This is a genomic window from Paracoccus zeaxanthinifaciens ATCC 21588 (assembly GCF_000420145.1).
Taxonomy (GTDB): Bacteria; Pseudomonadota; Alphaproteobacteria; order Rhodobacterales; family Rhodobacteraceae; genus Paracoccus; species Paracoccus zeaxanthinifaciens.
The window spans coordinates 45,677-68,129 of record NZ_ATUJ01000010.1 but is presented as its reverse complement, the minus strand read 5'-3'; the positions used below and the strand labels follow the sequence as shown (position 1 = coordinate 68,129).

The 22,453-nt window shown below is 68.9% G+C and carries 22 protein-coding genes; 16 read left to right on the top strand and 6 right to left on the bottom strand.

The features are described from left to right. Positions 1–25 precede the first annotated feature (25 nt). From ruvC to folD, 16 genes are all read left to right on the top strand, one after another. Positions 26–535, top strand: a complete 510-nt coding sequence (gene ruvC, locus F804_RS0110695) for a crossover junction endodeoxyribonuclease RuvC (protein WP_022707743.1) — start codon at positions 26–28, stop codon at positions 533–535. Beyond that, entirely contained in the window at positions 532–1,254 is a 723-nt protein-coding gene (gene ruvA, locus F804_RS0110690; protein ID WP_022707742.1) for a Holliday junction branch migration protein RuvA, read from the top strand. Before ruvC ends, ruvA begins: the two co-directional genes overlap by 4 nt. A gap of 15 nt (positions 1,255–1,269) precedes the next feature. Then, positions 1,270–2,184, top strand: a complete 915-nt coding sequence (htpX, locus tag F804_RS0110685; RefSeq protein ID WP_028725881.1) for a zinc metalloprotease HtpX — start codon at positions 1,270–1,272, stop codon at positions 2,182–2,184. Further along, the gene (gene ruvB, locus F804_RS0110680; protein WP_028725880.1) at positions 2,181–3,212 is read left to right on the top strand and encodes a Holliday junction branch migration DNA helicase RuvB; all 1,032 of its coding nucleotides are present in this window, start codon (positions 2,181–2,183) and stop codon (positions 3,210–3,212) included. The genes htpX and ruvB overlap by 4 nt, the downstream gene beginning before the upstream one ends. 3 nt (positions 3,213–3,215) lie before the next feature. Further along, the gene (gene ybgC / locus F804_RS0110675) at positions 3,216–3,605 is read left to right on the top strand and encodes a tol-pal system-associated acyl-CoA thioesterase (RefSeq protein WP_022707739.1); all 390 of its coding nucleotides are present in this window, start codon (positions 3,216–3,218) and stop codon (positions 3,603–3,605) included. Between the two features lie 150 nt (positions 3,606–3,755). After that, positions 3,756–4,448, top strand: coding sequence for a protein TolQ (gene tolQ / locus F804_RS0110670; protein ID WP_022707738.1), 693 nt, complete (start codon positions 3,756–3,758; stop codon positions 4,446–4,448). 3 nt (positions 4,449–4,451) lie between these two features. Next, a complete protein-coding gene (locus F804_RS0110665; RefSeq protein ID WP_022707737.1) occupies positions 4,452–4,901 on the top strand; it encodes an ExbD/TolR family protein in 450 nt (149 codons plus the stop codon). A 2-nt stretch (positions 4,902–4,903) separates the two neighbouring features. Next, positions 4,904–6,832, top strand: a complete 1,929-nt coding sequence (locus F804_RS16255; RefSeq protein WP_022707736.1) for a hypothetical protein — start codon at positions 4,904–4,906, stop codon at positions 6,830–6,832. A gap of 81 nt (positions 6,833–6,913) precedes the next feature. Next, entirely contained in the window at positions 6,914–8,242 is a 1,329-nt protein-coding gene (gene tolB / locus F804_RS0110655; protein ID WP_022707735.1) for a Tol-Pal system beta propeller repeat protein TolB, read from the top strand. A 7-nt stretch (positions 8,243–8,249) separates the two neighbouring features. Continuing rightward, the gene (gene pal / locus F804_RS0110650) at positions 8,250–8,789 is read left to right on the top strand and encodes a peptidoglycan-associated lipoprotein Pal (RefSeq protein WP_022707734.1); all 540 of its coding nucleotides are present in this window, start codon (positions 8,250–8,252) and stop codon (positions 8,787–8,789) included. Further along, positions 8,786–9,694: a tetratricopeptide repeat protein gene (locus tag F804_RS0110645; RefSeq protein WP_022707733.1), complete on the top strand. Its 909-nt coding sequence runs from the start codon at positions 8,786–8,788 to the stop codon at positions 9,692–9,694. Before pal ends, F804_RS0110645 begins: the two co-directional genes overlap by 4 nt. Continuing rightward, on the top strand, positions 9,687–10,913 hold the full coding sequence (gene tilS, locus F804_RS0110640; RefSeq protein ID WP_022707732.1) for a tRNA lysidine(34) synthetase TilS: 1,227 nt from the start codon (positions 9,687–9,689) through the stop codon (positions 10,911–10,913). Before F804_RS0110645 ends, tilS begins: the two co-directional genes overlap by 8 nt. Positions 10,914–10,972: 59 nt before the next feature. Then, positions 10,973–12,865, top strand: coding sequence for an ATP-dependent zinc metalloprotease FtsH (gene ftsH, locus F804_RS0110635; RefSeq protein ID WP_022707731.1), 1,893 nt, complete (start codon positions 10,973–10,975; stop codon positions 12,863–12,865). Positions 12,866–13,277: 412 nt separating this feature from the next. After that, positions 13,278–13,691, top strand: coding sequence for a MarR family winged helix-turn-helix transcriptional regulator (locus F804_RS0110630; RefSeq protein ID WP_245540346.1), 414 nt, complete (start codon positions 13,278–13,280; stop codon positions 13,689–13,691). Positions 13,692–13,714: 23 nt separating this feature from the next. Beyond that, positions 13,715–14,035, top strand: coding sequence for a chorismate mutase (locus tag F804_RS0110625; protein ID WP_342662164.1), 321 nt, complete (start codon positions 13,715–13,717; stop codon positions 14,033–14,035). After that, entirely contained in the window at positions 14,032–14,907 is an 876-nt protein-coding gene (gene folD / locus F804_RS0110620; protein WP_022707728.1) for a bifunctional methylenetetrahydrofolate dehydrogenase/methenyltetrahydrofolate cyclohydrolase FolD, read from the top strand. The genes F804_RS0110625 and folD overlap by 4 nt, the downstream gene beginning before the upstream one ends. Here folD and F804_RS0110615 read toward each other — a convergent pair. The 6 genes from F804_RS0110615 to tldD all read right to left on the bottom strand — a co-directional run bounded on the left by F804_RS0110615 (position 14,904) and on the right by tldD (position 22,377). Beyond that, positions 14,904–15,473 (bottom strand): hypothetical protein, encoded by a 570-nt coding sequence (locus tag F804_RS0110615; RefSeq protein WP_022707727.1) that lies wholly within the window; start codon positions 15,471–15,473, stop codon positions 14,904–14,906. The two genes, folD and F804_RS0110615, sit on opposite strands and share 4 nt — an antisense overlap. A 71-nt stretch (positions 15,474–15,544) precedes the next feature. Beyond that, positions 15,545–16,171, bottom strand: a complete 627-nt coding sequence (locus F804_RS0110610) for a CoA transferase subunit B (RefSeq protein WP_022707726.1) — start codon at positions 16,169–16,171, stop codon at positions 15,545–15,547. Next, positions 16,171–16,875, bottom strand: coding sequence for a CoA transferase subunit A (locus tag F804_RS0110605; protein WP_022707725.1), 705 nt, complete (start codon positions 16,873–16,875; stop codon positions 16,171–16,173). Before F804_RS0110605 ends, F804_RS0110610 begins: the two co-directional genes overlap by 1 nt. 106 nt (positions 16,876–16,981) lie before the next feature. Continuing rightward, positions 16,982–19,672, bottom strand: coding sequence for a type I DNA topoisomerase (gene topA, locus F804_RS0110600; RefSeq protein ID WP_022707724.1), 2,691 nt, complete (start codon positions 19,670–19,672; stop codon positions 16,982–16,984). A 93-nt stretch (positions 19,673–19,765) separates the two neighbouring features. Continuing rightward, positions 19,766–20,896 carry a DNA-processing protein DprA gene (gene dprA, locus F804_RS0110595; protein ID WP_022707723.1) on the bottom strand — a complete coding sequence of 377 codons (1,131 nt, stop codon included), beginning with the start codon at positions 20,894–20,896 and terminating at the stop codon, positions 19,766–19,768. Positions 20,897–20,961: 65 nt separating this feature from the next. Next, positions 20,962–22,377: a metalloprotease TldD gene (gene tldD, locus F804_RS0110590; protein WP_022707722.1), complete on the bottom strand. Its 1,416-nt coding sequence runs from the start codon at positions 22,375–22,377 to the stop codon at positions 20,962–20,964. Positions 22,378–22,453 lie beyond the last annotated feature (76 nt).

The window sequence follows — 22,453 nt, the reverse complement described above, 5'->3', positions numbered from 1 at the left end:
TAGCCATCGGAAAAAAGGGGGCAGCATGAAGGTCTTGGGCATCGATCCCGGTTTGCGGAACATGGGCTGGGGCGTGATCGAGGTGGACGGCCCGCGCATCCGCCATGTCGCGAACGGATGCGTGCATTCGGACGGGGCGCTGGACCTGGGCCCGCGCCTGTCCACGCTGTTCCGTGGCCTGTGCGAGGTGATCCGCATCCACGCACCCGACGCCGCCGCGGTCGAGCAGACATTCGTGAACAAGGACGCGACCGGCACGCTGAAGCTGGGCCAGGCACGCGGCGTGGCGCTTCTGGCCCCCGCCGAGGCCGGGCTGGAGATCGGCGAATACGCCCCGAACGCGGTCAAGAAGACCGTCGTCGGCGTGGGTCATGCTGGCAAGGAACAGGTGCAGCACATGATCCGCGTGCAATTGCCGGGCGTGGTCTTCGACAACCCCGATGCGGCCGACGCGCTGGCGATCGCGATCTGCCACGCGCGGCATCTGCAGGGGCGGAACCTGCGCGCGGTGACGGCCAAGCGGGGTGCGGCATGATCGGGCGCATCGCGGGCGTGATCCTGCACCGCGCGAACGATCACGTGCTGATCGACGTGCGCGGCGTGGGCTATATCGTCCATGTCAGCGAGAGGACGGCGGCGGGGCTGCCGCCCGTGGGCCAGGCGGCCGCCCTCTATACCGAACTGATGGTGCGCGAGGACCTGCTGCAGCTGTTCGGTTTCCCGACCATGCTGGAAAAGGAATGGCACCGGCTGCTGACCTCGGTCCAGGGGGTGGGCGCGAAGGTGTCGCTGGCGATCCTGGGGACGCTCGGGGCCGAGGGGCTGTCGCGGGCGATTGCGCTTGGGGACTGGGCGTCGGTGCGCAAGGCGAACGGCGTGGGGCCGAAGCTCGCGCAGCGGATCGTGCTGGAGCTGAAGGACAAGGCGCCCTCGGTCATGGCGCTTGGGGGATCGTTGACGGTCGATGCGGGCGATGTGCTTGGCGGGGCGGATGCGGTCGAGACGGGCATCGAGCCCGTCGCGACCGCCGCCTCGGCGCCGGGCTCGATGCCCGGCACCGAGGCGCGCCCCCCGCGCAAACCTGCGCAGGACAGCGGGCAGGCCATGGCCGATGCGCTGTCGGCGCTGTCGAACCTGGGCTATGGTCCCTCCGAGGCGGCCAGCGCCGTGGCCGAGGCGCAGGCTGCGGAACCCGCGGCTGCGACGCCCGCGTTGATCCGCGCGGCGCTGCGGCTTCTGGCGCCCAAGGACTGATCAGGGGGGCTGGCGATGGCTGGGAATATGAAGGTCTTCATGCTGATGGCCGCGCTGACGGCGCTGGTCATGGGGCTTGGCTGGATGATGGGCGGGCAGGGCGGCGCGATACTTGCCCTGCTGATCGCGGGGGGCATGAACTTCTTCGCCTTCTGGAACAGCGACAAGATGGTCCTGCGCCAGCAGGGCGCGGTCGAGCTGTCGCCCCAGCAGGGCGCGGACCTGTACCGGATGACCGCCGACCTGGCCCGCCGCGCCGATCTGCCCATGCCCAAGCTGTACCTTCTGCCGACCGAGCAGCCGAACGCCTTCGCGACCGGACGCAATCCGCAGAACGCCGCCGTCGCCGTCACCCAAGGCCTGCTGAACGCGCTGGACCGGGACGAGATCGCCGGCGTGATCGCGCATGAGCTGGCCCATATCAAGCATCGCGACACGCTGACCATGACCGTCACCGCGACCATGGCGGGTGCCATCGCGATGATGGGCAACATGATGCTGTTCACCGGAAACCGCGAGGGACGCGGCGGCACGCTTGGCGCGATCGTCGCCATGATCGTGGCCCCCATGGCCGCGATGCTGGTGCAGATGGCGATCTCTCGTGCCCGGGAATACGAGGCCGACGCGATGGGCGCGCAGATCTGCGGCAACCCGCGCGCGCTGGCCACGGCGCTGGCCTCGATCGCGCGGGCGGCGGGGCGCAGCGTCAACGTCCCGGCCGAGCGCAACCCGGCCGCGGCCTCGATGTTCATCATCAACCCCCTGCACGCGCTGCGCGCCGACAAGCTGTTCGCCACTCATCCCCCGACCGAGGAACGCATCGCCCGCCTGATGGCGATGCAGCCGGCGCGTCCCGAACCGCAGACCGCCAGCCGCATCCCGCGCAGCGGTGGCGATGACCGCAACGACGGCCCCTGGGGGCATGCATGAGCCAACCTGACCCCGTCCTCCGCGCCGACAAGATGGAGAGCGACGCCGAGGATCGCGCCCTTCGCCCGCAGAACCTGTCCGAATTCGTGGGGCAGGCCGAGGCGCGCGCCAACCTCAAGGTCTTCATCGAAAGCGCGAAGATGCGCGGCAAGGCGATGGACCACACGCTGTTCTTCGGTCCGCCCGGCTTGGGCAAGACCACGCTGGCGCAGATCATGGCGCGCGAGCTGGGCGTGAACTTCCGCATGACCTCGGGGCCGGTGATCGCGCGGGCGGGCGACCTGGCCGCGATCCTGACCAATCTCGAAGCCCGCGACGTCCTGTTCATCGACGAGATCCACCGCATGAACCCCGCGGTCGAGGAAGTCCTCTATCCCGCGATGGAGGATTTCGAGCTGGACCTGGTCATCGGCGAGGGGCCTGCCGCCCGCACGGTCCGCATCGAGTTGCAGCCCTTCACCCTGGTCGGCGCGACGACGCGCCTGGGCCTGCTGACGACGCCCCTGCGCGACCGTTTCGGCATCCCGACCCGCCTGCAATTCTACGAGATCCCCGAGCTGGACCAGATCGTCCAGCGCGGCGCGCGCATGCTGGGCGTGCCTGCCGAGCCGGAGGGCACCTGGGAGATCGCCCGCCGCTCTCGCGGGACCCCGCGTATCGCGGGTCGCCTGCTGCGCCGCGTGGTCGATTTCGCGCTGGTCGAGGGCGATGGCCGCCTCACGCGCGAGATTGCGGACATGGCGCTGACGCGGCTGGGGGTGGACGATCTGGGCCTGGACGGGGCTGACCGGCGATACATCTCGTTGATGGCCGAGCATTACGGCGGCGGGCCGGTCGGGGTGGAAACCCTGTCCGCGGCCCTGTCCGAAAGCCGCGACGCGATCGAGGAGGTGATCGAGCCCTACCTGCTGCAGCAGGGGCTGATCGCGCGCACCCCGCGCGGACGGCAGCTGGCACCGCGCGCATGGCGGCACCTGGGCCTCGATGCGCCGCAGCCGCAGGGGCAGCAAACGCTGTTCGACGGCTGACCCATGGCACATGACCTGAGCATCCGCGTCTATTACGAGGATACCGACCTTGCCGGTATCGTCTACTATGCCAACTATCTGAAATTCATCGAAAGGGGGCGCAGCGAATGGCTGCGCGACCTTGGCATCGACCAGCTGGCGCTGAAGCGGGACGGCCTCGTCTTCGCCGTGCGCCGGGTCGAGGCCGATTACCTGCGCCCCGCGATCTTCGACGACCTGTTGACGGTGCGCACCGAACTGGCGGAACATTCGCCTGCGCGCATCGCCGTCGATCAGCAGGTGATCCGCGACGGGCAGGTCCTGTTCCGCGCCCGCGTCGTCATCGCCTGCCTGAACGCCGACGGCCGTCCGGCCCGGCTGCCCGCGACGCTGCTCGCGCGGCTGGGGGGCTGAGGCAAAAGCGGCACATCGCGGGCGGATCGCGCGGCGGGTGACGCCATTGTGTTGCGGCGGGGGATGAAACCTGCCCTAGGAACGCGCTAGAAACCGCGCGACACCGGGCCGCATCCGCGCCGCCCGGTCCCTGACGATGAGGCAGTGACTATGGAACCCATTCAGGCCGCCGAGGCCATCGATTTTTCGGTCGTGGCGCTGTTCATGCGCGCATCCCTGACCGTGCAGGTGGTGATGATCGTGCTGATCGTCGCATCCGTCTGGGCATGGGCCATCATCATCCAGAAGTTCCTGGCCTTCGCCCGCGCCCGCCGCGAGGCGTCGAAATTCGACCGCTCGTTCTGGTCGGGCGAGCCGTTGGACGACCTGTACGACCAGCTGGGCGACCGCCCGCGCGGCGCCTCGGAACGGATATTCGCCGCCGGCATGACCGAATGGCGCCGCAGCCACCGCGACGACGGACGCCTGATCCCCGGCGGCATCGCCCGGATCGACCGCGCCATGAACGTCGCCATCCACCGCGAGGAGAACCGCCTGTTCCGCGGGCTGTCCTTCCTTGCGACCGTCGGTTCCACCGCGCCGTTCATCGGCCTGTTCGGGACGGTCTGGGGCATCAAGACCGCGTTCGAGGGGATCGCCCTGTCGCAGGACACCAGCCTTGCCGTCGTGGCCCCCGGCATCGCCGAGGCGCTTCTGGCGACCGCCCTGGGTCTTGTAGCGGCCATTCCCGCCGTCGTCTTCTACAACAAGCTGTCGGGCGACGCGGAACGCATCACCGGCAACTGGGAACAGTTCTCGGACGAGTTCTCGACCCTTCTGTCGCGCCAGATGGACGAGGTGTGATCCATGGCCGGTCAGATGGTCAAGCGGGTTCGCAGCAAGGGACGCAGGCGCAACCTGCCCATGTCCGAGATCAACGTGACGCCCTTCGTGGACGTCATGCTGGTGCTTCTGGTGATCTTCATGGTCGCCGCGCCGCTGATGACGGCGGGCGTGCCGCTGGACCTGCCCGAGACCGCCGCGAACGCCGTCCCGACCGAGCAGGAGGAACCTCTGGTCATCTCGATCCCCGCCGAGGGGCAGATGAGCGTGATGGACCGCGCCGTCGGCGATGATGGCCTGGTTCCCGCCCTGCGCGAGGTGCTGGAGACACGCGAATCGGCACGCGTCTACCTGCGGGCCGATGGCGGCATTCCCTATTCCCGCGTGGTGCAGATCATGGGCGCGCTGAACGCCGCCGGCATCACCGACATCGTCCTGGTCACCGAGACCGGCGGCCCCCGGATGGACGGCTGACGATGGCGGATCGCGACGAGAGGATCGGCTGGTGGGTCTCGGGCGGGGTGCATGGCGCGCTGCTGGTGGCGCTGATCCTTGGCGGTGCGCTGTTCCGCCCCCAGCCGGGGCCGGGGACGCGCAGCACGCAGGTCTCGACGATCAGCGGGGCCGAGTTCGAGGCCCTGGCCGCCGCCGCGCGCGGATCGGGCCCCGTGGGCGCCAATGCGACCGATATCGACCAGATGACCGCCCCCTCGGATGCCGAGGCCGAGGCCGAGCGACCGGCCCCCGCGGCGCCGCCCGCGCCCGCCGATGCGGCTGAACTCTCGGCGCCCGATGCATCCGAGCCCGCGCCCGACCTGAGCGATTTCGCCGCGCGCGATCAGGTCGAGGTGGCGACCGATCTGCCCGCGACCGCGACCCCTGCCGCCCCCGAGGCGCTGCCGGATCTGCCTGCCGCGCCCGATGCCCCGCAGGCTGCGGGCACCGCCGCGCCGCCCGCCGCCCCCGTGCCGGACCAGGCCGCCGAACCCGTCGCGCCGCGATCCGCGTTGGCGCTGGAGCGTTCGCGCAACCCGCAGTCGCGCCCTGACGGCCTGGTCGAAGCCTATCGCCGGCGCCAGGCGGAAGCGGCCGAGGCCGCGCGTCAGGAAGCCGTGCGCCAGCAGGCGGCACGGGCAGCCGAGGCCGAGGAACAAGCCCGCGCCGAGGCGCAAGCCATTGCCGAAGCCGAGGCAGAGGCCGCAGCGGCCCGAGAGGCCGAGGCCGCAGAGCGTGCCGAAGCCGCCGCCGCCGCCGAGGCGCGCCAGCAGGCCGAAGAGGAACGCCGTGCAGCCGAAGCTGCCGAGGCCGAGCGCCGCGCCGAAGAAGAACGCCGCGCTGCGGAGGCTGCCGAGGCCGAGCGCCGCGCCGAAGAAGAACGCCGCGCTGCGGAGGCTGCCGAGGCCGAGCGTCGCGTCGAAGAGGAACGTCGCGCTGCGGAAGCTGCCGAGGCCGAGCGTCGCGCCGAAGAGGAACGCCGCGCTGCGGAGGCTGCCGAGGCCGAGCGCCGTGCCGAAGAGGAACGCCGCGCTGCGGAGGCTGCCGAGGCCGAGCGCCGCGCCGAAGAGGAACGCCGCGCTGCGGAAGCTGCCGAGGCCGAGCGTCGCGCCGAAGAGGAACGCCGCGCCGCGGAGGCTGCCGAGGCCGAGCGCCGCGCCGAAGAGGAACGCCGTGCTGCGGAGGCTGCCGAGGCCGAGCGCCGCGCCGAAGAGGAACGCCGTGCCGCGGAGGCCGCCGAGGCCGAGCGTCGTGCCGAAGAGGAACGCCGTGCTGCGGAGGCTGCCGAGGCCGACCGGCAGGCGCTCGAGGATGCGCTGCGCGAGGCGCAGGGCGCGGGCGGGGGCGCCGATGGCACCGACACCGCCTCGGGCGCGGACAGCTTCGGCGACAGCCAGAGCATCGAGGGCGGCAGCGGTGCCTCGGCCGAGATGGACCCGCTGGCCGCGGCGCTGGCCGGTGCCATGTCCGCAGGCTCGGGGACCGAGGATCCGGCCCCGCTGGATCCCGCGCCGAACCAGCTGATCCCCGGCGACATCCGTCCCTCGACGCTGCCCGACCCGTCGCAGCAGGGTTCGCTGCCGCTTGGCGATCCGCTGTCCCTGTCCGAACGCGACGGCCTTCGCATGGCGATCAACCGCTGCTGGAACGAGGGGCGGCTGTCGGTCGAGGCATCGCGGATGACCGTCTCGGTCGGGGTGCGCCTGTCGCCCGAGGGCATACCGGAACCCGGCAGCCTGCGGCTTGCGGGCTATCGCGGCGGGTCCGAGGGTGCCGCGCAGCAGGCATTCGAGGTCGCGGCCAACGCGATCATCGACTGCGGGCGCGCGGGCTATGACCTGCCCATGTCGAAATACGGGCGCTGGCGCGATGTGGTGGTGGATTTCCGCCCCGGCGGGGTCGAGTTCTGACGATGCCCCTTCCGACAATGCCCCCTCCGACAATGCACCGAGATCTTTTGCTTTTCGCCGTCCCAAGGTAATGAGGATTCCATGTTCCGCCGTCTGATCCTTGCCTCGACCTTCCTGACCGCAGCCTCGGCCGCGGTGATGGCCCCCGTGGCACCCGCCCATGCGCAGGACGAACCCCTGCGCATCGAGATCACCGATGGCGTGATCGAACCCATGAGCATCGCGATCCCCGCCTTCCACGGCGACGAGGAGATCGCCGCCAAGGTCCGCCAGGTCGTGGCCGAGGACCTGACCGGAACGGGCCTGTTCTCGGAGATCCCGGCCGAGGCCCAGGTCGCACGGCCCGGAAGCTTTGCCGAGCCGGTCAGCTACGAGGACTGGCGCGCGGTCGATGCCGAGGCGCTGGTGACCGCCGAGGTCCGCCAGATGGGCGAGAACATCTCGGTCCGGTTCCGGCTGTTCAACGTCGTGTCGGGCCAGCCGCAGGGCGACGGGATGCAGTTCGACGCCCGCGCCGGCGACTGGCGCCGCGCCGCCCACAAGATCGCGGACCAGGTCTATGCCCGCCTGACCGGCGAGCGGCCCTATTTCGACAGCCGCGTCGCCTTCGTGCAGGAAACCGGCCCCAAGAACGCCCGCATCAAGCGGATCGGCGTGATGGATTACGACGGCAAGAACACGCTGTGGATGACGAACGGTGCCTCGCTGGTGCTGGCGCCGCGTTTCTCGCCCGACGGGACGAAGATCCTCTATACCAGCTATGACAGCGGCTTCCCGCAGATCCGCCTGCTGGACGTGGCGACGGTGACCTCGCGCGCGCTGACGCAGGATGGGCAGGCGATGTCCTTCTCGCCCAGCTTCGGGCCCAAGGGGCAGTCGATCGTCTACAGCCGCGAACAGGGCGGCAATACCGACATCTGGCTGATGGAGCCCAATACGGGCGCGGGCCGTCCGCTGACGAACGCCCCCTCGATCGAGACCTCGCCCAGCTTCAGCCCCGACGGCCAGCGCATCGTCTTCGAGAGCGACCGTTCCGGCAGCCCGCAGCTGTACATCATGGGCGTCGATGGCGGAGAGCCTGTGCGCATCAGCTTCGGCGACGGGCGCTATGGCAGCCCCGCCTGGTCGCCCAAGGGCGACATGATCGCCTTCACCAAGCAGGTCGGCGACCGCTTCCATATCGGCGTCATGCGCACCGATGGGTCGGGCGAGAAGATGCTGACCGAATCCTTCCTTGACGAGGGTCCGACCTGGGCCCCCAATGGGCGCGTCGTCATGTTCACGCGGGTGACGCCCGGCGGGAATGGCCAGCCGCGCCTGCATTCCGTGGACATCACGGGGCGCAACATGCGTCCCATGAACCTCGATTTCGCCGCCTCGGACCCGTCCTGGGGTCCCCTGATGCAATGAGGACCAGATGATCAACGCCGCGACGAAGCCCGCCCTGCTGATGGCCCTTCTGGGTCTTGCCGCCTGCGCCCAGCCCGCACCGCCGCCCGCGGCGCCGGTGGTGGACCCCTATGCCAATACCGGCGGAGGGGCGGTCTTCCAGGGCAATGTCGCCGGCGGCAACCTGGGAAGCGAGGCCACGCCCGAGCATTTCAGGTCGCAGGTGGGCGACACGGTGCTGTTCGCGGCCGATCAGACGACGCTGGACGCCGATGCCCGCGCGATCTTGGCGCGTCAGGCGCAGTGGCTGAACAGCCACGGGTCCTTCCAGGCGGTGATCCAGGGCCATGCCGAGGAAACCGGCACGCGCGAATACAACCTTGCGCTTGGGGCGCGGCGTGCCAGCGCGGTGCAGGAATACCTGGTGGCCGAGGGCGTGTCGCCCGGTCGCATCCGCACGCTGTCCTTCGGCAAGGAACGCCCCGCCGAGACCTGCTCGGACGAAAGCTGCTGGTCGCGCAACCGTCGCGCCGTCACCGTGGTCAGCGAAGCAGGCCCCGGCGCATGATCCGCAAGGCCGCGCTGACCCTGTTCCTTGCGCTTGGCGCACCCGCGCTGGCGCAGACCGCGCCGGACCCTGCCACGCTGGCCGATCTGCGGGCCGAACTGACGCAATTGCAGGGCAACCTGACCTCGCTTCGGGCGGAACTGGTCGCGTCGGGCGCTGCGGGCATCCGCGCCGCGGGCGGGGCCTCGGCCATCGACCGGATGAACGCGATGGAGGCGCAGCTGCGCCGCCTGACGAACCAGGCCGAGCAGTTGCAGAACCGCGTCGGACGCATCGCGGCGGACAATGAACGCCGCCTGTCCGACATGGAATTCCGCCTGTGCGAGATGGAGCAGGGCTGCGATCTGTCCAGGCTGACCATGCAGGGGGGCGCGGGCGGTCTTGCGCCCGAACTGCTGCCCGCCGACCCGGCCGAGCGTCCCTCGCAGGCACCCGCCTCGACCGAGGCCGAGCGCAGCGATTTCGACGCCGCCGAGGCCGCGCTGACCGAAGGCGATCACCTGCGCGCCGCCGAGATGTTCGGCGCGGTCGCCGAAAACCACGCGGGCGGCCCCCTGACCGCCGAGGCACTGTTCCGTCGCGGGCAGGCGCTGGAGCTGGCGGGCCAGCCCCGCGATGCGGCTGCCGCGTGGCTCGAGGGGTTTGCCGCCGATCCCGACGGATCGCGTGCGGGCGCCAGTCTGCTGGGCATCGCCCGCATGATCGAGGCCGAGGGCGACCGCACCGCGTCCTGCCTGTACCTGGCCGAGATCCCGGCCCGTTTCCCCGGATCGCCCGAAAGCGCCACCGCGGTCGCCAGCGCGGAACGGCTGGGCTGCGGCACCGCCGATCTGGGCGCGCTGGACCCGCTTCTCGATCCCTCGCTGGACCCCGAGGCCGCAGCGGACCTGGCCGTGCATGAGTGACGTCGCCGCCCGCATCCGTGCGGCGCTGGACCGGCTGGCTGGGGATCGCCCCGCCCTGGGGCTGGCCGTCTCGGGCGGGGGCGACAGCGTGACGCTGATGCGGGTCGCCGCCGAATGGGCGGGGGGCCGCAAGCTGATGGTGGCGACGGTCGATCACGGCCTGCGCCCCGACAGCGCCGCCGAAGCCGAGCGGACCGCCCGCATGGCCCGCGCCCTGGGCCTGCCCCACGCGATCCTTCAATGGCAACGAGAGACCGAGCTGGGCAACCTCATGGCGCAGGCCCGCGATGCGCGGTTGCGGCTGCTGTCGGCCTGGGCGCGCCGCAACGGGCTGCCGGTCGTGGCACTGGGGCATACCGCCGACGATCTGGCCGAGACGCTGCTGATGCGGCTGGCACGCGGGTCCGGCATCGACGGGCTGGCCGCGATGGCCGAATGGCGCGACGCCTTCGGGATGCGCTGGCTGCGGCCCATGCTGGGCGTCGGCAGGGCCGAGACCCGCGACTGGCTGCGCCTGCAGGGGGCCGACTGGATCGACGATCCGACGAACGAGAACACCGATTACGAACGCGTCCGCACCCGCCGCGCGATCGCGACACTGGGGCTGGATGTCGCGGGGCTGGCCCGCTCGGCCCGCCACATCGCCGAGGCACGCTCGGCCTTGTCGGATTACGCCTCGCTGCTGGCCGAGGGCGCGGAGTTCGACCGGGGCAGCGTGACCCTGCCGCGCCACGTCCTGCGCGACAGTGCCGCCGATATCCGGCGCAGGCTGGTCATCGCGGCCTGCCGTTGGGTGACGGGCGCCGATTACCCGCCGCGCCGCGCCACGCTGCTGCACGCGCTCGAGGCGCTGAGGTCGCAATCGCGCGTGACGCTGGACGGATGCCTGATCAGCCCGACGCATGGGGACCGCATCCGCATCACCCGAGAGGCGGCGGCCGCGCTGCGTGCCATGCCCTCGACCGGGGCGGTCTGGGACCGTCGCTGGCGGATCGAGGGCCTGCCCGAGGGGCATCACGTCGCGGCACTTGGGCCCGCGGGCCTCGAGGGGCGCGACTGGCGCGGCAGCGGGCTGTTGCGGGACGAGGCGGCAGCCTCTCCGGCGCTGTGGCAGGGCGGGCGGCTGGTCGCCGCGCCGCTGCTGCGCCCGCATCCCGGCCTGACCCTGCGCCCGCTTCGGGGCGCGGCAGATTTCCGCAGTCTTGTGAAGGCGCATTGAACCTTCGCCGATAATCCCTATTTTCAGGGCAAACCGCTTTTCCGCCGGAGGAACCCGATTTGGGCAACGCTCGCAACCTCGCCTTCTGGGTGGTCCTGTTCCTGATGATCCTGGCGCTGTTCAACCTGTTCAGCGACGGACCGGGCAACATGAACAGCCGCCAGATCAGCTATTCCGACTTCATCCAGAGGGTCGAGAACGATCAGGTCAGCACCGTGACCATCGACGGCGAGGATCTGACCTTCGCCGGAGCCGACGGTCAGCAATACGCGACCGTCCGCCCGATGGGCGAAGAAATCTCGGACCGGCTGATCGCGCGCGACATCGACGTGCGGGTGGTCAAGCAGCAAAGCTCGGGCTTCATGTCGCTGCTGGGCGTGTGGCTGCCCTTCATCCTGCTGATCGGCGTGTGGATCTTCTTCATGAATCGCATGCAGGGCGGCGGCAAGGGCGGCGCGATGGGCTTCGGCAAGTCGCGCGCCAAGCTGCTGACCGAGAAGCATGGCCGCGTCACCTTCGACGATGTCGCGGGCATCGACGAGGCCAAGGAAGAGCTGGAAGAGATCGTCGAATTCCTGCGCAACCCGCAGAAGTTCAGCCGCCTGGGCGGCAAGATCCCGAAGGGCGCACTGCTGGTCGGCCCTCCGGGCACCGGCAAGACGCTGCTGGCACGCGCCATCGCGGGCGAGGCCGGGGTTCCGTTCTTCACCATCTCGGGTTCGGACTTCGTCGAGATGTTCGTGGGCGTCGGCGCAAGCCGCGTGCGCGACATGTTCGAGCAGGCCAAGAAATCCGCCCCCTGCATCGTCTTCATCGACGAGATCGACGCCGTGGGCCGTGCGCGTGGCGTCGGCATCGGCGGCGGCAATGACGAACGCGAACAGACGCTGAACCAGCTTCTGGTCGAGATGGACGGCTTCGAGGCGAACGAGGGCATCATCATCGTTGCGGCCACCAACCGCAAGGACGTGCTGGACCCCGCGCTGCTGCGCCCGGGCCGCTTCGATCGCCAGATCCACGTGCCAAATCCCGATATCAAGGGCCGCGAGAAGATCCTGTCGGTCCATGCCCGCAAGGTTCCGGTCGGCCCCGATGTCGACCTGCGCCTGATCGCGCGCGGCACGCCCGGCTTCTCGGGGGCCGACCTGATGAACCTGGTCAACGAGGCCGCGCTGACCGCCGCGCGGATCGGGCGCCGCTTCGTCAGCATGGCCGATTTCGAGAATGCGAAGGACAAGGTCATGCTGGGCGTCGAACGCCGCAGCCTGGTCCTGACCCCCGAGCAGAAGGAAAAGACCGCCTATCACGAGGCCGGTCACGCCATCGTCGGGCTGTCGCTGCCGAAATGTGATCCGGTCTACAAGGCGACGATCATCCCGCGCGGCGGCGCCCTGGGCATGGTCGTCAGCCTGCCGGAGATGGACCGTCTGAACTTCCACAAGGACGAGGCCAAGCAGAAGATCACGATGACCATGGCCGGCAAGGCCGCCGAGATCATCAAGTATGGCGAGGAAGGCGTGTCGAACGGTCCTGCGGGCGATATCCAGCAGGCCAGCCAGCTTGCCCGCGCGATGGTCATGCGATGGGGCATGTCCGACAGGGTCGGCGCCGTGGACTATGCCGAGGCGCATGAGGGCTATTCCGGCAATACCGGCGGCTTCTCGGTCTCGGCCTCGACCAAGGAACTGATCGAGCAGGAGGTCCGCGACCTGATCGAGACCGGTTACCAGGAGGCGCGCCAGATCCTGATCGACAAGTCCGAAGAGTTCGAGCGCCTGGCGAAGGGGCTGCTGGAATACGAGACCCTGACGGGCGAAGAGATCGGCAAGATCATCCGCGGCGACTCTCTGGACGGTGACGACGATGATTCGTCGTCCAGCGTGATCCCCTCGGTCACGTCGATCCCGAAGGCAGGGAAGCCCTCACCCGGCGGGGATCCTGCCCCGGCGTGATTTCCGAAGAACCAGAAACCCCGGCGCAGACCGGGGTTTTTTTATGCGTATCGCGAAGAATGGTCGGTGTGGCATGCTGCAGCGTCACTCGACCGGGTCGCGAATTGCGTTGCACATATGCAACTTCATGCGGTTAGCAAAGATTAGTTTTGTCTATGAAGTGTGCCCACAATCATCGCGCGAAAAATGTCTTCATACAATTTATTGCAATATTCGCATGTGTTTACCATTGCGCGTCCTAAGCGTTGAAAACGACGCTTATTCCTTGATCAAGCAGTCAATCAAACCGAGCGGTTCGTTTTCACCTTGAGGTTAATTTTCGCGAGACATATCCTTTAGGTCATACGAAAGCCCGATCCCTCAAAGTTGGTGTTCCGTCATGTCCAAGATCGATCATTCTCCCATGGCTGAAATGCTCTGCTTCGATGTCTATGCGCTGAACCTGGCGTTCGGGCGCATCTACAAGCCGCTTCTGGACCCGCTTGGGGTGACCTATCCCCAGTACCTGGTCCTGATGACGCTGTGGCGCGAAGGCGACCTGGCGGTGGGCGAGATCGGCGCGCATCTGGGGCTCGACAGCAGCACGCTGACGCCGCTTCTGAAGCGCCTGGAGAATGCGGGCCTGGTCCGGCGCCGCCGCGACACCAAGGACGAGCGCCGCGTGATCATCAGCCTGACCGAGGAGGGCCGCAAGCTCGAGACCGAGGAAAGCCGCATCGAGGGCTGCCTGGTCAATGCCGCGCGCATCTCGAACGACGAGAAGCTGGCCATGCAGGAACTGCTGCACAAGCTGACGACGCATCTTCAGGCGGGCATCACCGCCTGAGGCTTGCGATCCGGCGCGCATGGGTGCAAGACACCCATGCCATGACCGAGATCCACGATATCCCCGACATGCCCGCGCTGCGCGCCCGGATCGACGATGTCGACCGGCAGCTCATGGCGCTTTTCGCCCACCGTCACGCGCTGATCGACCGCGCCGCGCAGATCAAGCGCGGCAACGGCTTGCCCGCCCGTATCGACGACCGCGTCGAGGAGGTGGCGATGAACGCCCGGCGCAACGCGGACGCCGCGGGATTGGACCCGGATTTCTACGAGGCCCTGTGGCGGCAGCTGATCGAGGCTGCGATCGCCCAGGAGGATCGTCAGCTGAACAAGGATCGCCCATGACTGCCCAGATCATCGACGGCAAGGCCTTTGCGGCCGGCCTTCGCGCCCGCATCACCACCGAGGTCGCCGCGATGGCCGATCGCGGCATCACCCCCGGCCTTGCGGTCGTGCTGGTGGGCGAGGATCCGGCCAGCCAGGTGTATGTCCGCTCGAAGCACCGTCAGACGGTCGAGGTGGGCATGAACTCGTTCGAGCATCGCCTGCCCGCCGAGACGGACCAGAAGACGCTGCTGGACCTGATCGCGCAGCTGAATGCCGATCCCGCGGTCAACGGGATCCTGGTCCAGCTGCCGCTGCCCGCCCATCTGGATGAGGCGCTGGTGATCAACGCTATCGCCGCCGAGAAGGACGTGGACGGGTTCCACATCCTGAACGTGGGGCGCCTTGCGACCGGCCAGAAGGCGATGGTGCCCTGCACGCCGCTTGGCTGCCTGATGATGCTGCGCGAGCAGCTGGGCAGCCTGTCGGGCAAGAATGCCGTGGTGATCGGACGCAGCAACATCGTGGGCAAGCCGATGGCGCAGCTGCTGCTGCGCGACAGCGCGACCGTGACCATCGCCCATTCGCGCACCGCGGATCTGCCCGCGGTGGTTCGCGCCGCCGATATCGTCGTGGCGGCGGTGGGGCGTCCGAACTTCGTGCAGGGCGACTGGATCAAGCCGGGCGCGACGGTGATCGACGTGGGTATCAACCGCACCGATGACGGTCTGGTGGGCGATGTCGATTTCGCCGCCGCGTCCCAGGTGGCGGGTGCGATCACGCCGGTGCCGGGCGGGGTGGGGCCGATGACGATCGCCTGCCTGCTGGCCAACACGCTGACCGCCACCGCCCGCGCGAACGGCCTGCCCGACCCAGAGGGTCTGACCCCCTAGGCCATCCGCGCCATCAGCCGCAGCGCGTGCGAGGGATCGTCCGCGACCGCAGGCATCACCGGATCATAGGCCGCGCGGATCAGCGCGGCCTTTTGCGCATCGGGCTGGATTTCCTGCGCGAAGGTCAGCATGGATTCCATCGCGATCTTCTCGGCCAGCGCTCCGGGATGCGCATCGGCCAGGGGTCCGCTCATGTCGAAGAAGGCGAAACAGGCGCGGATCGCCCCGGCCTCGTCGAAACGGAAAATGCGGTAGCTGGCAGCGCCTTCGGACGCGAGGCGCGCAGGCAGGTCGGGTTGCCCCGTCAGCCGGTCCAGATCGGGCACGCCCGCAAGGTCGTCCCATCCGCGCGCGAAGAACAGCATCAGGTTCGAGCCGCTTTCGGGATCGGTATCGACCACCGGATGCCCCGCATGGGCAAAGCCCGCCTTCAGCGCGCCGCGCAGGATGTCCAGCGTCTCGTCGGCCAGGCCGAAGGCAACGGGGGCCACGGGGCGTCCCCATCTGGCGCAGCGATAGGTTCCGTCGGCGCGGGTGAAAAGGGCCGCGATCTGATCCGCTGTCATGTTCGTTCCCGGAAATGGAAATGCCGGGGCAGGGCGTCGTGCCCCGCCTCGACAGTGGTGGGTGTCGGTCGTCAGTCGACGATGGTGGCCTCGGTCGCGGCGCGCAGTTCTTCCTCGGTGACGCCATCGGCCAGCTCGACGATCTTCAGGCCGCCCTCGACCACGTCCAGAACGCCCAGGTTGGTGATGATGCGGTTCACCACGCCCTTGCCGGTCAGCGGCAGGGTGCATTCGCGCAACAGCTTGGATTCGCCTGCCTTGTTGGTGTGGTCCATGACGACGATCACGCGCTTGACGCCCGCGACCAGGTCCATCGCGCCGCCCATGCCCTTGATCAGCTTGCCGGGGATCATCCAGTTCGCCAGGTCGCCGTTCTCGGCCACCTCCATCGCGCCCAGGATCGCCGCCGCGATCTTGCCGCCGCGGATCATCCCGAAGCTGGTCGCGCTGTCGAAATAGCTGGTGCGGTCAAGCTCGGTGATGGTCTGCTTGCCGGCGTTGATCAGGTCGGGATCCTCCTCGCCCTCGAAGGGGAAGGGGCCCATGCCCAGCATGCCGTTTTCGGACTGCAGCGTGATGTCCTTGTCGCCGGTATAGTTCGCCACCAGCGTCGGGATCCCGATGCCGAGGTTCACATACATGCCGTCTTCCAGCTCGTCCGCCGCGCGCGCGGCCATCTGATTGCGATCCCAGGGCATCACGCGGTCTCCTTCTTGCGGGTGGTGCGCTGTTCGATGCGCTTCTCGTGCTGGCCCTGGATGATGCGGTGGACATAGATGCCGGGCACGTGGATCATGTCGGGGTCGAGGCTGCCGCGCGGGACGATCTCCTCGACCTCGGCCACGCAGATCTTGCCGCACATGGCCGCGGGCGGGTTGAAGTTGCGCGCCGTCTTGCGGAACACCAGATTGCCGGTGTCGTCGGCCTTCCACGCCTTCACGATGGACAGGTCGGCAAAGATCCCGCGTTCGAGGATATAGGTCTCGCCGTCGAAATCCTTGTGCTCCTTGCCCTCGGCGATGACGGTGCCGACGCCGGTCTTGGTGTAGAAACCCGGAATGCCCGCGCCCGCCGCGCGCATGCGCTCGGCCAGCGTGCCCTGCGGGTTGAACTCCAGCTCCAGCTCTCCGGACAGGTATTGGCGCATGAACTCGGCGTTCTCGCCGACATAGCTGCTCATCATCTTGCGGATCTGGCGCGTTTCCAGCAGCTTGCCCAGCCCGAACCCATCGACGCCGCAGTTGTTGCTGGCGACCGTCAGGTCCTTCACGCCGCTCTTCACCAGCGCGTCGATCAGCATTTCCGGAATTCCGCAGAGCCCGAAGCCCCCCGCAGCGATGAGCATCCCGTCATGCAGGACCCCCTCCAGCGCATCCTCCGCGCTTGCATAGACCTTTTTCATTGGCCCTCCCGTCCAAAGATTTCTGCAACTGCACAATATGTCGCTTGCGCATGACGCAGTGTCAATCGCGACGGGAAAGGCGAAGGGGGCCGCGCGGCCCCGTCTCTCATTCCTCGGATTTCGGTTCGGTCTTCTTGGTGGCCGTCTTCTTGGCTGCCGGTTTCTTCGCCGCCGTCTTCTTCGCGGCGGGCTTCTTGGCGGCAGGCTTCTTCGCGGCGGCCTTCTTGGGCGATTTGGCGGCCTTGGCGGCGATCAGCTCCAGCGCCTGTTCCTGCGTCAGGTCGGCGGGTTCCACATCGCGCGGCAGGGTCGCGTTGATCTTGGCCCATTTGACATAGGGACCATAGCGCCCGTTCATTACCTGGATCGGCCCGCCATCGGGATGCTCGCCCAGCTCCTTGAGCGGTGCTGCGGCAGTGCGCCCGCGCGTCTGCTTCTGGGCCAGAACCTCGACCGCGCGGTTCATGCCGACGATGAAGACCTCGTCCACATCGGGCAGGTTCGCGTATTTCGAGCCGTGCTTCACATAGGGGCCGTAGCGGCCGATCCCGGCCTCGATCAGGACGCCGTCATCGGGATGCGGGCCGACGGGGCGGGGCAGGGACAGAAGCTGGACGGCGCGGTCCAGGTCCATCTCGGCGGGGTTCCAGCCCTTGGGCACGGATGCGCGCGGGGGCTTGGGCTGTTCCTCGGTCGCCTCGCCGCGCTGGACATAGGGGCCGAAGCGCCCCGAGCGCAGGCTGATCTCGTCGCCCGCGTCATGGCCCAGCACGCGGTCGCCCACGGCCTCTTCGCCGTCCGGCGCGGACAGCGGGCGGGTATAGCGGCATTCGGGATAGTTGGTGCAGCCGATGAAGGCCCCGCCCGACCGCGCGGTCTTCAGGTTCAACCGGCCCTGATGGCACAGCGGGCATTCGCGCGGATCGCCCCCATCGGCGCGCGGCGGATAGAGATGCGGCGCCAGCGCATCGTCGATCGCGTCCAGCACCTCGGTGATGCGCAGTTCGGACGTGCCCTCCAGCGCCTTCGAGAAGTCGCGCCAGAACCGGCCCAGAACCTCGCGCCACATCAGGTCGCCGGCGCTGATCTCGTCCAGCTCGTTTTCCAGATCGGCGGTGAAATCGTAGCTGACATAGCGCGGGAAGTATTTCACCAGGAAGGTCGTCACCAGACGGCCCTTGTCCTCGGGGATCAGGCGGTTCTTGTCCTTGCGGACATAGTCGCGGTCCTGGATCGTCGTGACGATGCTGGCATAGGTCGAGGGACGGCCGATGCCCAGTTCCTCCATCCGCTTGACCAGCGTGGCTTCCGTGTAGCGCGGGGGCGGCTGGGTGAAGTGCTGACGGCCTGCGGTGGATGCGGCCTGATCGGCCAGCATGCCGGGCGCGGCCAGCTGGGTCGCGGGCGCATCGGGCAGGTCGCCGCCCTTGTCGCGGGCCTTGGCCAGTTCCGGCTCGAACGCCTTGGCGACCAGCTTCGCGGCCTCGCCCTCGGTGATCGCGGGCAGGCGGGCGCTGTCCTCGGCATCGTCATCGTCGCGGCCCTGGTCGTAGACGCGCAGGAAGCCGTCGAACAGCATCACCTGGCCGGTCGCGCGCAGGCCGACCTGGTTGTCGGGGCTGGCGATCTCGACGGTCGTGCGCTCCATCCGGGCGGCTTCCATCTGGCTGGCGATGGTGCGCTTCCAGATCAGGTCGTACAGGCGGCGCTGATCCTCGGCCGTGACCTTCAGCTTGTCGGGCGACAGCATCATGTCGGTCGGGCGGATGCACTCGTGGGCTTCCTGCGCGTTCTTGGCCTTGTTCTTGTACATGCGCGGGCTTTTCGGGACATAGTTTTCCCCGAACTTCGCCTTGATCGCGTCGCGGGCGGCATGGACGGCCTCGGGGGCCATGTCGATGCCGTCGGTCCGCATATAGGTGATCAGCCCGGCCTCGTAGAGGCGCTGCGCCGCCGACATGCAGGCCTTGGCGCCCATGCCCATCTTGCGGCTGGCCTCCTGCTGAAGGGTCGAGGTCATGAAGGGCGGCCACGGATTGCGGCTGGCGGGCTTGGCGGTGACGCCCGTCACCTTCAGATCGCGGCTGGACACCGCGCTGACGGCCATCGCGGCCTTTTCGGCATCGGCAAGGTCATAGCGGTCCAGCTTGGCCCCGGCCAGCGAGGTCAGCGTGGCGTCGTATTCGTCGCCGCCGGGCGTGGCCAGTCGGGCATGGACCGACCAGTATTCGCGGGGCTTGAAGGCCTCGATCTCCATTTCCCGGTCGACGATCAGGCGCAGGCAGACGGACTGGACGCGACCCGCCGACTTCGCGCCCGGCAGCTTGCGCCACAGGACCGGCGACAGCTTGAAACCCACCAGGTAATCCAGCGCGCGCCGCGCCAGGTAGGCATCGACCAGCGACTGGTCGATCTGGCGGGGCTGCTTCATCGCCTCGGTGACGGCGGGCTTGGTGATGGCGTTGAAGGTGACGCGGCTGACCTCGCTGGTCTTCTTCAGCGAGGATTGCAGCGCTTCCAGCAGGTGCCAGCTGATCGCCTCGCCCTCTCGGTCGGGGTCGGTGGCAAGGATCAGGTTCGGATCGTCCTTCAGCGCGTCCTTGATCGCCTTGAGGTGCTTCTTGCTGTCGGAAGCGACCTCCCATTTCATGTCGAAATCGTGGTCGGGATCGACGCTGCCATCCTTGGGCGGCAGGTCGCGGACATGGCCGAAGCTGGCCAGCACGGTGAAGTCGCCGCCGAGATATTTCTCGATGGTCTTGGCCTTGGCCGGGGATTCGACGACGACAACGGGCATATGAACCTCGGGCTGCTTCAATGGGGCGGCAACATGGGTCCGGCACGACCTGCTGTCAACGGGTCAGCTGCGCATGCCCCGTGCAAATGCCCGTCAGACGATCGCCAGCCGCCCCCCCGCAAGACGCTGCACCCGACCTTCCAGTTCCAGCGCGAGGATCGCGGCGCTGGCCATCGATGCGGGCACGCCAAGATCGCGGATCAGGTCGTTCTCCTCGGTGGGCGAGGGGCCGAGCCGCGAGAGGATCCGTGCTTCCAGGTGGACCGGCCCGCCCGCATCGCGCCGCGCGGGACGCGCCCGGGGCTGGGGGGCGGGGCGCTGCGGGGCGAGGGCGCGGCGCAGGGGCAGGTGCCCGATGGCATCGATCACGTCCGCCGCGCTGCGCACCAGCGTGGCCCCGTCGCGGATCAGCTCGTTGCAGCCCGATGCGCGTGCGTCCATCGGATGACCCGGCACGGCCATCACGTCGCGATGCTGGTCCAGCGCGTTGCGTGCGGTGATCAGGCTGCCCGAGCGGCAGGCGGCCTCGATCACGACGACGCCGCGCGACAGCCCCGACACGATGCGGTTGCGCGTCGGGAAATGGCGTGCCTGAGGCTCGGTTCCCGGCGGCTGTTCGGAGACCAGCGCGCCGCATTCCGCGATCCGTGCGGCAAGGGCCGCGTTCTCGGGGGGATAGATCACGTCGACGCCGCCCGCCATCACTGCGATGGTGCCCGTCGGCAGGGCCGCGTCATGGGCGGCGGTGTCGATCCCGCGTGCCAGCCCCGCGATGACGCCCAAGCCCCCTTCGCCAAGCCCCGCGGCCATCCCCCGCGCCATCCGCAGCCCCAATGAGCTGGCATTGCGCGCGCCGATCACCGCCATCGCGTCATGCGACAGCCACGCCGGATCGCCCCTGACCCACAGGATGGGGGGCGCGCCGTCGATCTCTCTCAGCCGATGCGGATAGCGGGGGTCGTCGCTGCGGATCGGCACCGCGCCCGCGCGTCGGCCCGCGGCCAGTTCGGCGGCGGCGACGCCCTCGGGGCAGGTGCGGTAATCGGGCATGCCCGACAGCGCGGCGATTTCGGGCAGGGCCTGAAGCGCGGCGCGGGCGCTGCCATGTTCGGCCAGCAACCGGTGGAAGGTCGCCGGACCCACGCGCCGCGACCGGATCAGCCGCAGCCAGTCGATGTCGCTGTCGATCCCCGGCGACAGGGGCAGGGCGGTTCCGGTATCCATCGCAAGCCTCCGGCACGAATTCCGGAGACCTGCATAGCGCGCAACTGGTTAAGGAAGCGTTGACGTCAGGCCGAGCCGCCGACCGTCAGCCCCCCGATCATCAGCGTCGGCTGGCCCACGCCCACGGGCACCCATTGCCCCTGCTTGCCGCAATTGCCGATGCCGGGGTCCAGCGCCATGTCGTTGCCGATGCCGCGCACCTGCTGCAGGGCGGTGGCCCCGTCGCCGATCAGGGTGGCGCCCCGGATCGGATCGCCGACCACGCCGTTCTTCACGCGGTACGCCTCGGTGCAAGAAAAGACGAACTTGCCGTTGGTGATGTCAACCTGCCCGCCGCCGAAGCCCACGGCATAGATGCCGTCCTTCAGATCGGCCAGGATCGCCGCCGGATCGGCATCGCCGCCGGGCATGTAGGTGTTGGTCATGCGCGGCATCGGCATGTGCGCGAAACTTTCGCGGCGACCGTTGCCGGTGGGGTCCACGCCCATCAGCCGCGCGTTCTGGCGGTCCTGCATGTAGCCGACAAGGATGCCGTCCTCGATCAGCACGTTACGCGCGGGGGGCGTGCCCTCGTCGTCGATGTTGATACTGCCGCGGCGGTCGGGGATGGTGCCGTCATCGACCACCGTGACGCCGGGGGCCGCGACGCGCTGGCCCAGAAGGCCCGCGAAGGCCGAGGCCTTCTTGCGGTTGAAATCCCCCTCCAGCCCGTGGCCGACGGCCTCGTGCAGCAGGATGCCCGGCCAGCCCGGCCCCAGCACCACGTCCATCACGCCCGCAGGCGCCGCGACCGAGCGCAGGTTCACCAGCGCGATGCGCAAAGCCTCGTCCACCAGCGGCTTCCAGTGTCCGGGTTCGATCAGCGCGGTCAGGCCGTGGCGTCCGCCGCCGCCGGCGGTGCCGCTTTCGCGGCGGTCGTTGTTTTCCACGATGACGGTGACGTTCAGGCGCGCCATCGGGCGCGTGTCGGTCGCAAGGCCGCCCTCGGGGCGCAGGATCGCGACCTCCTGCAGGGCGCTGGCCATGGACACGCTGACCTGCACCACGCGCGGATCGGCGGTGCGGGCATAGGCGTCGATCTCTCGCAGCACCTCGATCCGGTGGGCGGTGGGCAGCCCCTCGGCGGGGTCGATCGCGGGATAGAGGTTCACCGGCGCCATCGCCGGGGGCAGGGCCAGCGTGCCGCCGCCATCGCCCACGGCCAGCCGCGCCGTCGCGGCGGCGCGGCGCAGCGCGGCCTCGGTCAGTTCGGTCGAATGGGCGTATCCCGAGACGGCACCGCGCACCGCGCGCAGCCCGAAGCCCTGTCCCGCCATGAAGGAGGAATTGCGCAGCCGCCCGTCGTCGAAGACCAGGGATTCGGCCTGGCTGCGTTCCAGGAACAGCTCTCCGTCGTCGGCGCCGTGGACCGCTTCGCCAAGAATGGCCTGCGCGGTGTCGCGGTCTATCCGGGCGAAGGGATCGAAGGGCGTTCGGCTCATGCAATGCTCCTGCAGGGGATCGTGGTTTCGGGGCCGCCCGAAGGGGCGCGGCAGCCGGTCGCAATGCCCGCAGGGG

Coding starts and splice junctions, on each gene's coding strand:
- ruvC (WP_022707743.1), top strand. CDS start 26: ATGAAGGTCTTGGGCATCGATCCCGGTTTGCGGAACATGGGCTGGGGC.
- ruvA (WP_022707742.1), top strand. CDS start 532: ATGATCGGGCGCATCGCGGGCGTGATCCTGCACCGCGCGAACGATCAC.
- htpX (WP_028725881.1), top strand. CDS start 1,270: ATGGCTGGGAATATGAAGGTCTTCATGCTGATGGCCGCGCTGACGGCG.
- ruvB (WP_028725880.1), top strand. CDS start 2,181: ATGAGCCAACCTGACCCCGTCCTCCGCGCCGACAAGATGGAGAGCGAC.
- ybgC (WP_022707739.1), top strand. CDS start 3,216: ATGGCACATGACCTGAGCATCCGCGTCTATTACGAGGATACCGACCTT.
- tolQ (WP_022707738.1), top strand. CDS start 3,756: ATGGAACCCATTCAGGCCGCCGAGGCCATCGATTTTTCGGTCGTGGCG.
- F804_RS0110665 (WP_022707737.1), top strand. CDS start 4,452: ATGGCCGGTCAGATGGTCAAGCGGGTTCGCAGCAAGGGACGCAGGCGC.
- F804_RS16255 (WP_022707736.1), top strand. CDS start 4,904: ATGGCGGATCGCGACGAGAGGATCGGCTGGTGGGTCTCGGGCGGGGTG.
- tolB (WP_022707735.1), top strand. CDS start 6,914: ATGTTCCGCCGTCTGATCCTTGCCTCGACCTTCCTGACCGCAGCCTCG.
- pal (WP_022707734.1), top strand. CDS start 8,250: ATGATCAACGCCGCGACGAAGCCCGCCCTGCTGATGGCCCTTCTGGGT.
- F804_RS0110645 (WP_022707733.1), top strand. CDS start 8,786: ATGATCCGCAAGGCCGCGCTGACCCTGTTCCTTGCGCTTGGCGCACCC.
- tilS (WP_022707732.1), top strand. CDS start 9,687: ATGAGTGACGTCGCCGCCCGCATCCGTGCGGCGCTGGACCGGCTGGCT.
- F804_RS0110630 (WP_245540346.1), top strand. CDS start 13,278: ATGCTCTGCTTCGATGTCTATGCGCTGAACCTGGCGTTCGGGCGCATC.
- folD (WP_022707728.1), top strand. CDS start 14,032: ATGACTGCCCAGATCATCGACGGCAAGGCCTTTGCGGCCGGCCTTCGC.
- F804_RS0110615 (WP_022707727.1), bottom strand. CDS start 15,473: ATGACAGCGGATCAGATCGCGGCCCTTTTCACCCGCGCCGACGGAACC.
- F804_RS0110610 (WP_022707726.1), bottom strand. CDS start 16,171: ATGCCCTGGGATCGCAATCAGATGGCCGCGCGCGCGGCGGACGAGCTG.
- F804_RS0110605 (WP_022707725.1), bottom strand. CDS start 16,875: ATGAAAAAGGTCTATGCAAGCGCGGAGGATGCGCTGGAGGGGGTCCTG.
- topA (WP_022707724.1), bottom strand. CDS start 19,672: ATGCCCGTTGTCGTCGTCGAATCCCCGGCCAAGGCCAAGACCATCGAG.
- dprA (WP_022707723.1), bottom strand. CDS start 20,896: ATGGATACCGGAACCGCCCTGCCCCTGTCGCCGGGGATCGACAGCGAC.
- tldD (WP_022707722.1), bottom strand. CDS start 22,377: ATGAGCCGAACGCCCTTCGATCCCTTCGCCCGGATAGACCGCGACACC.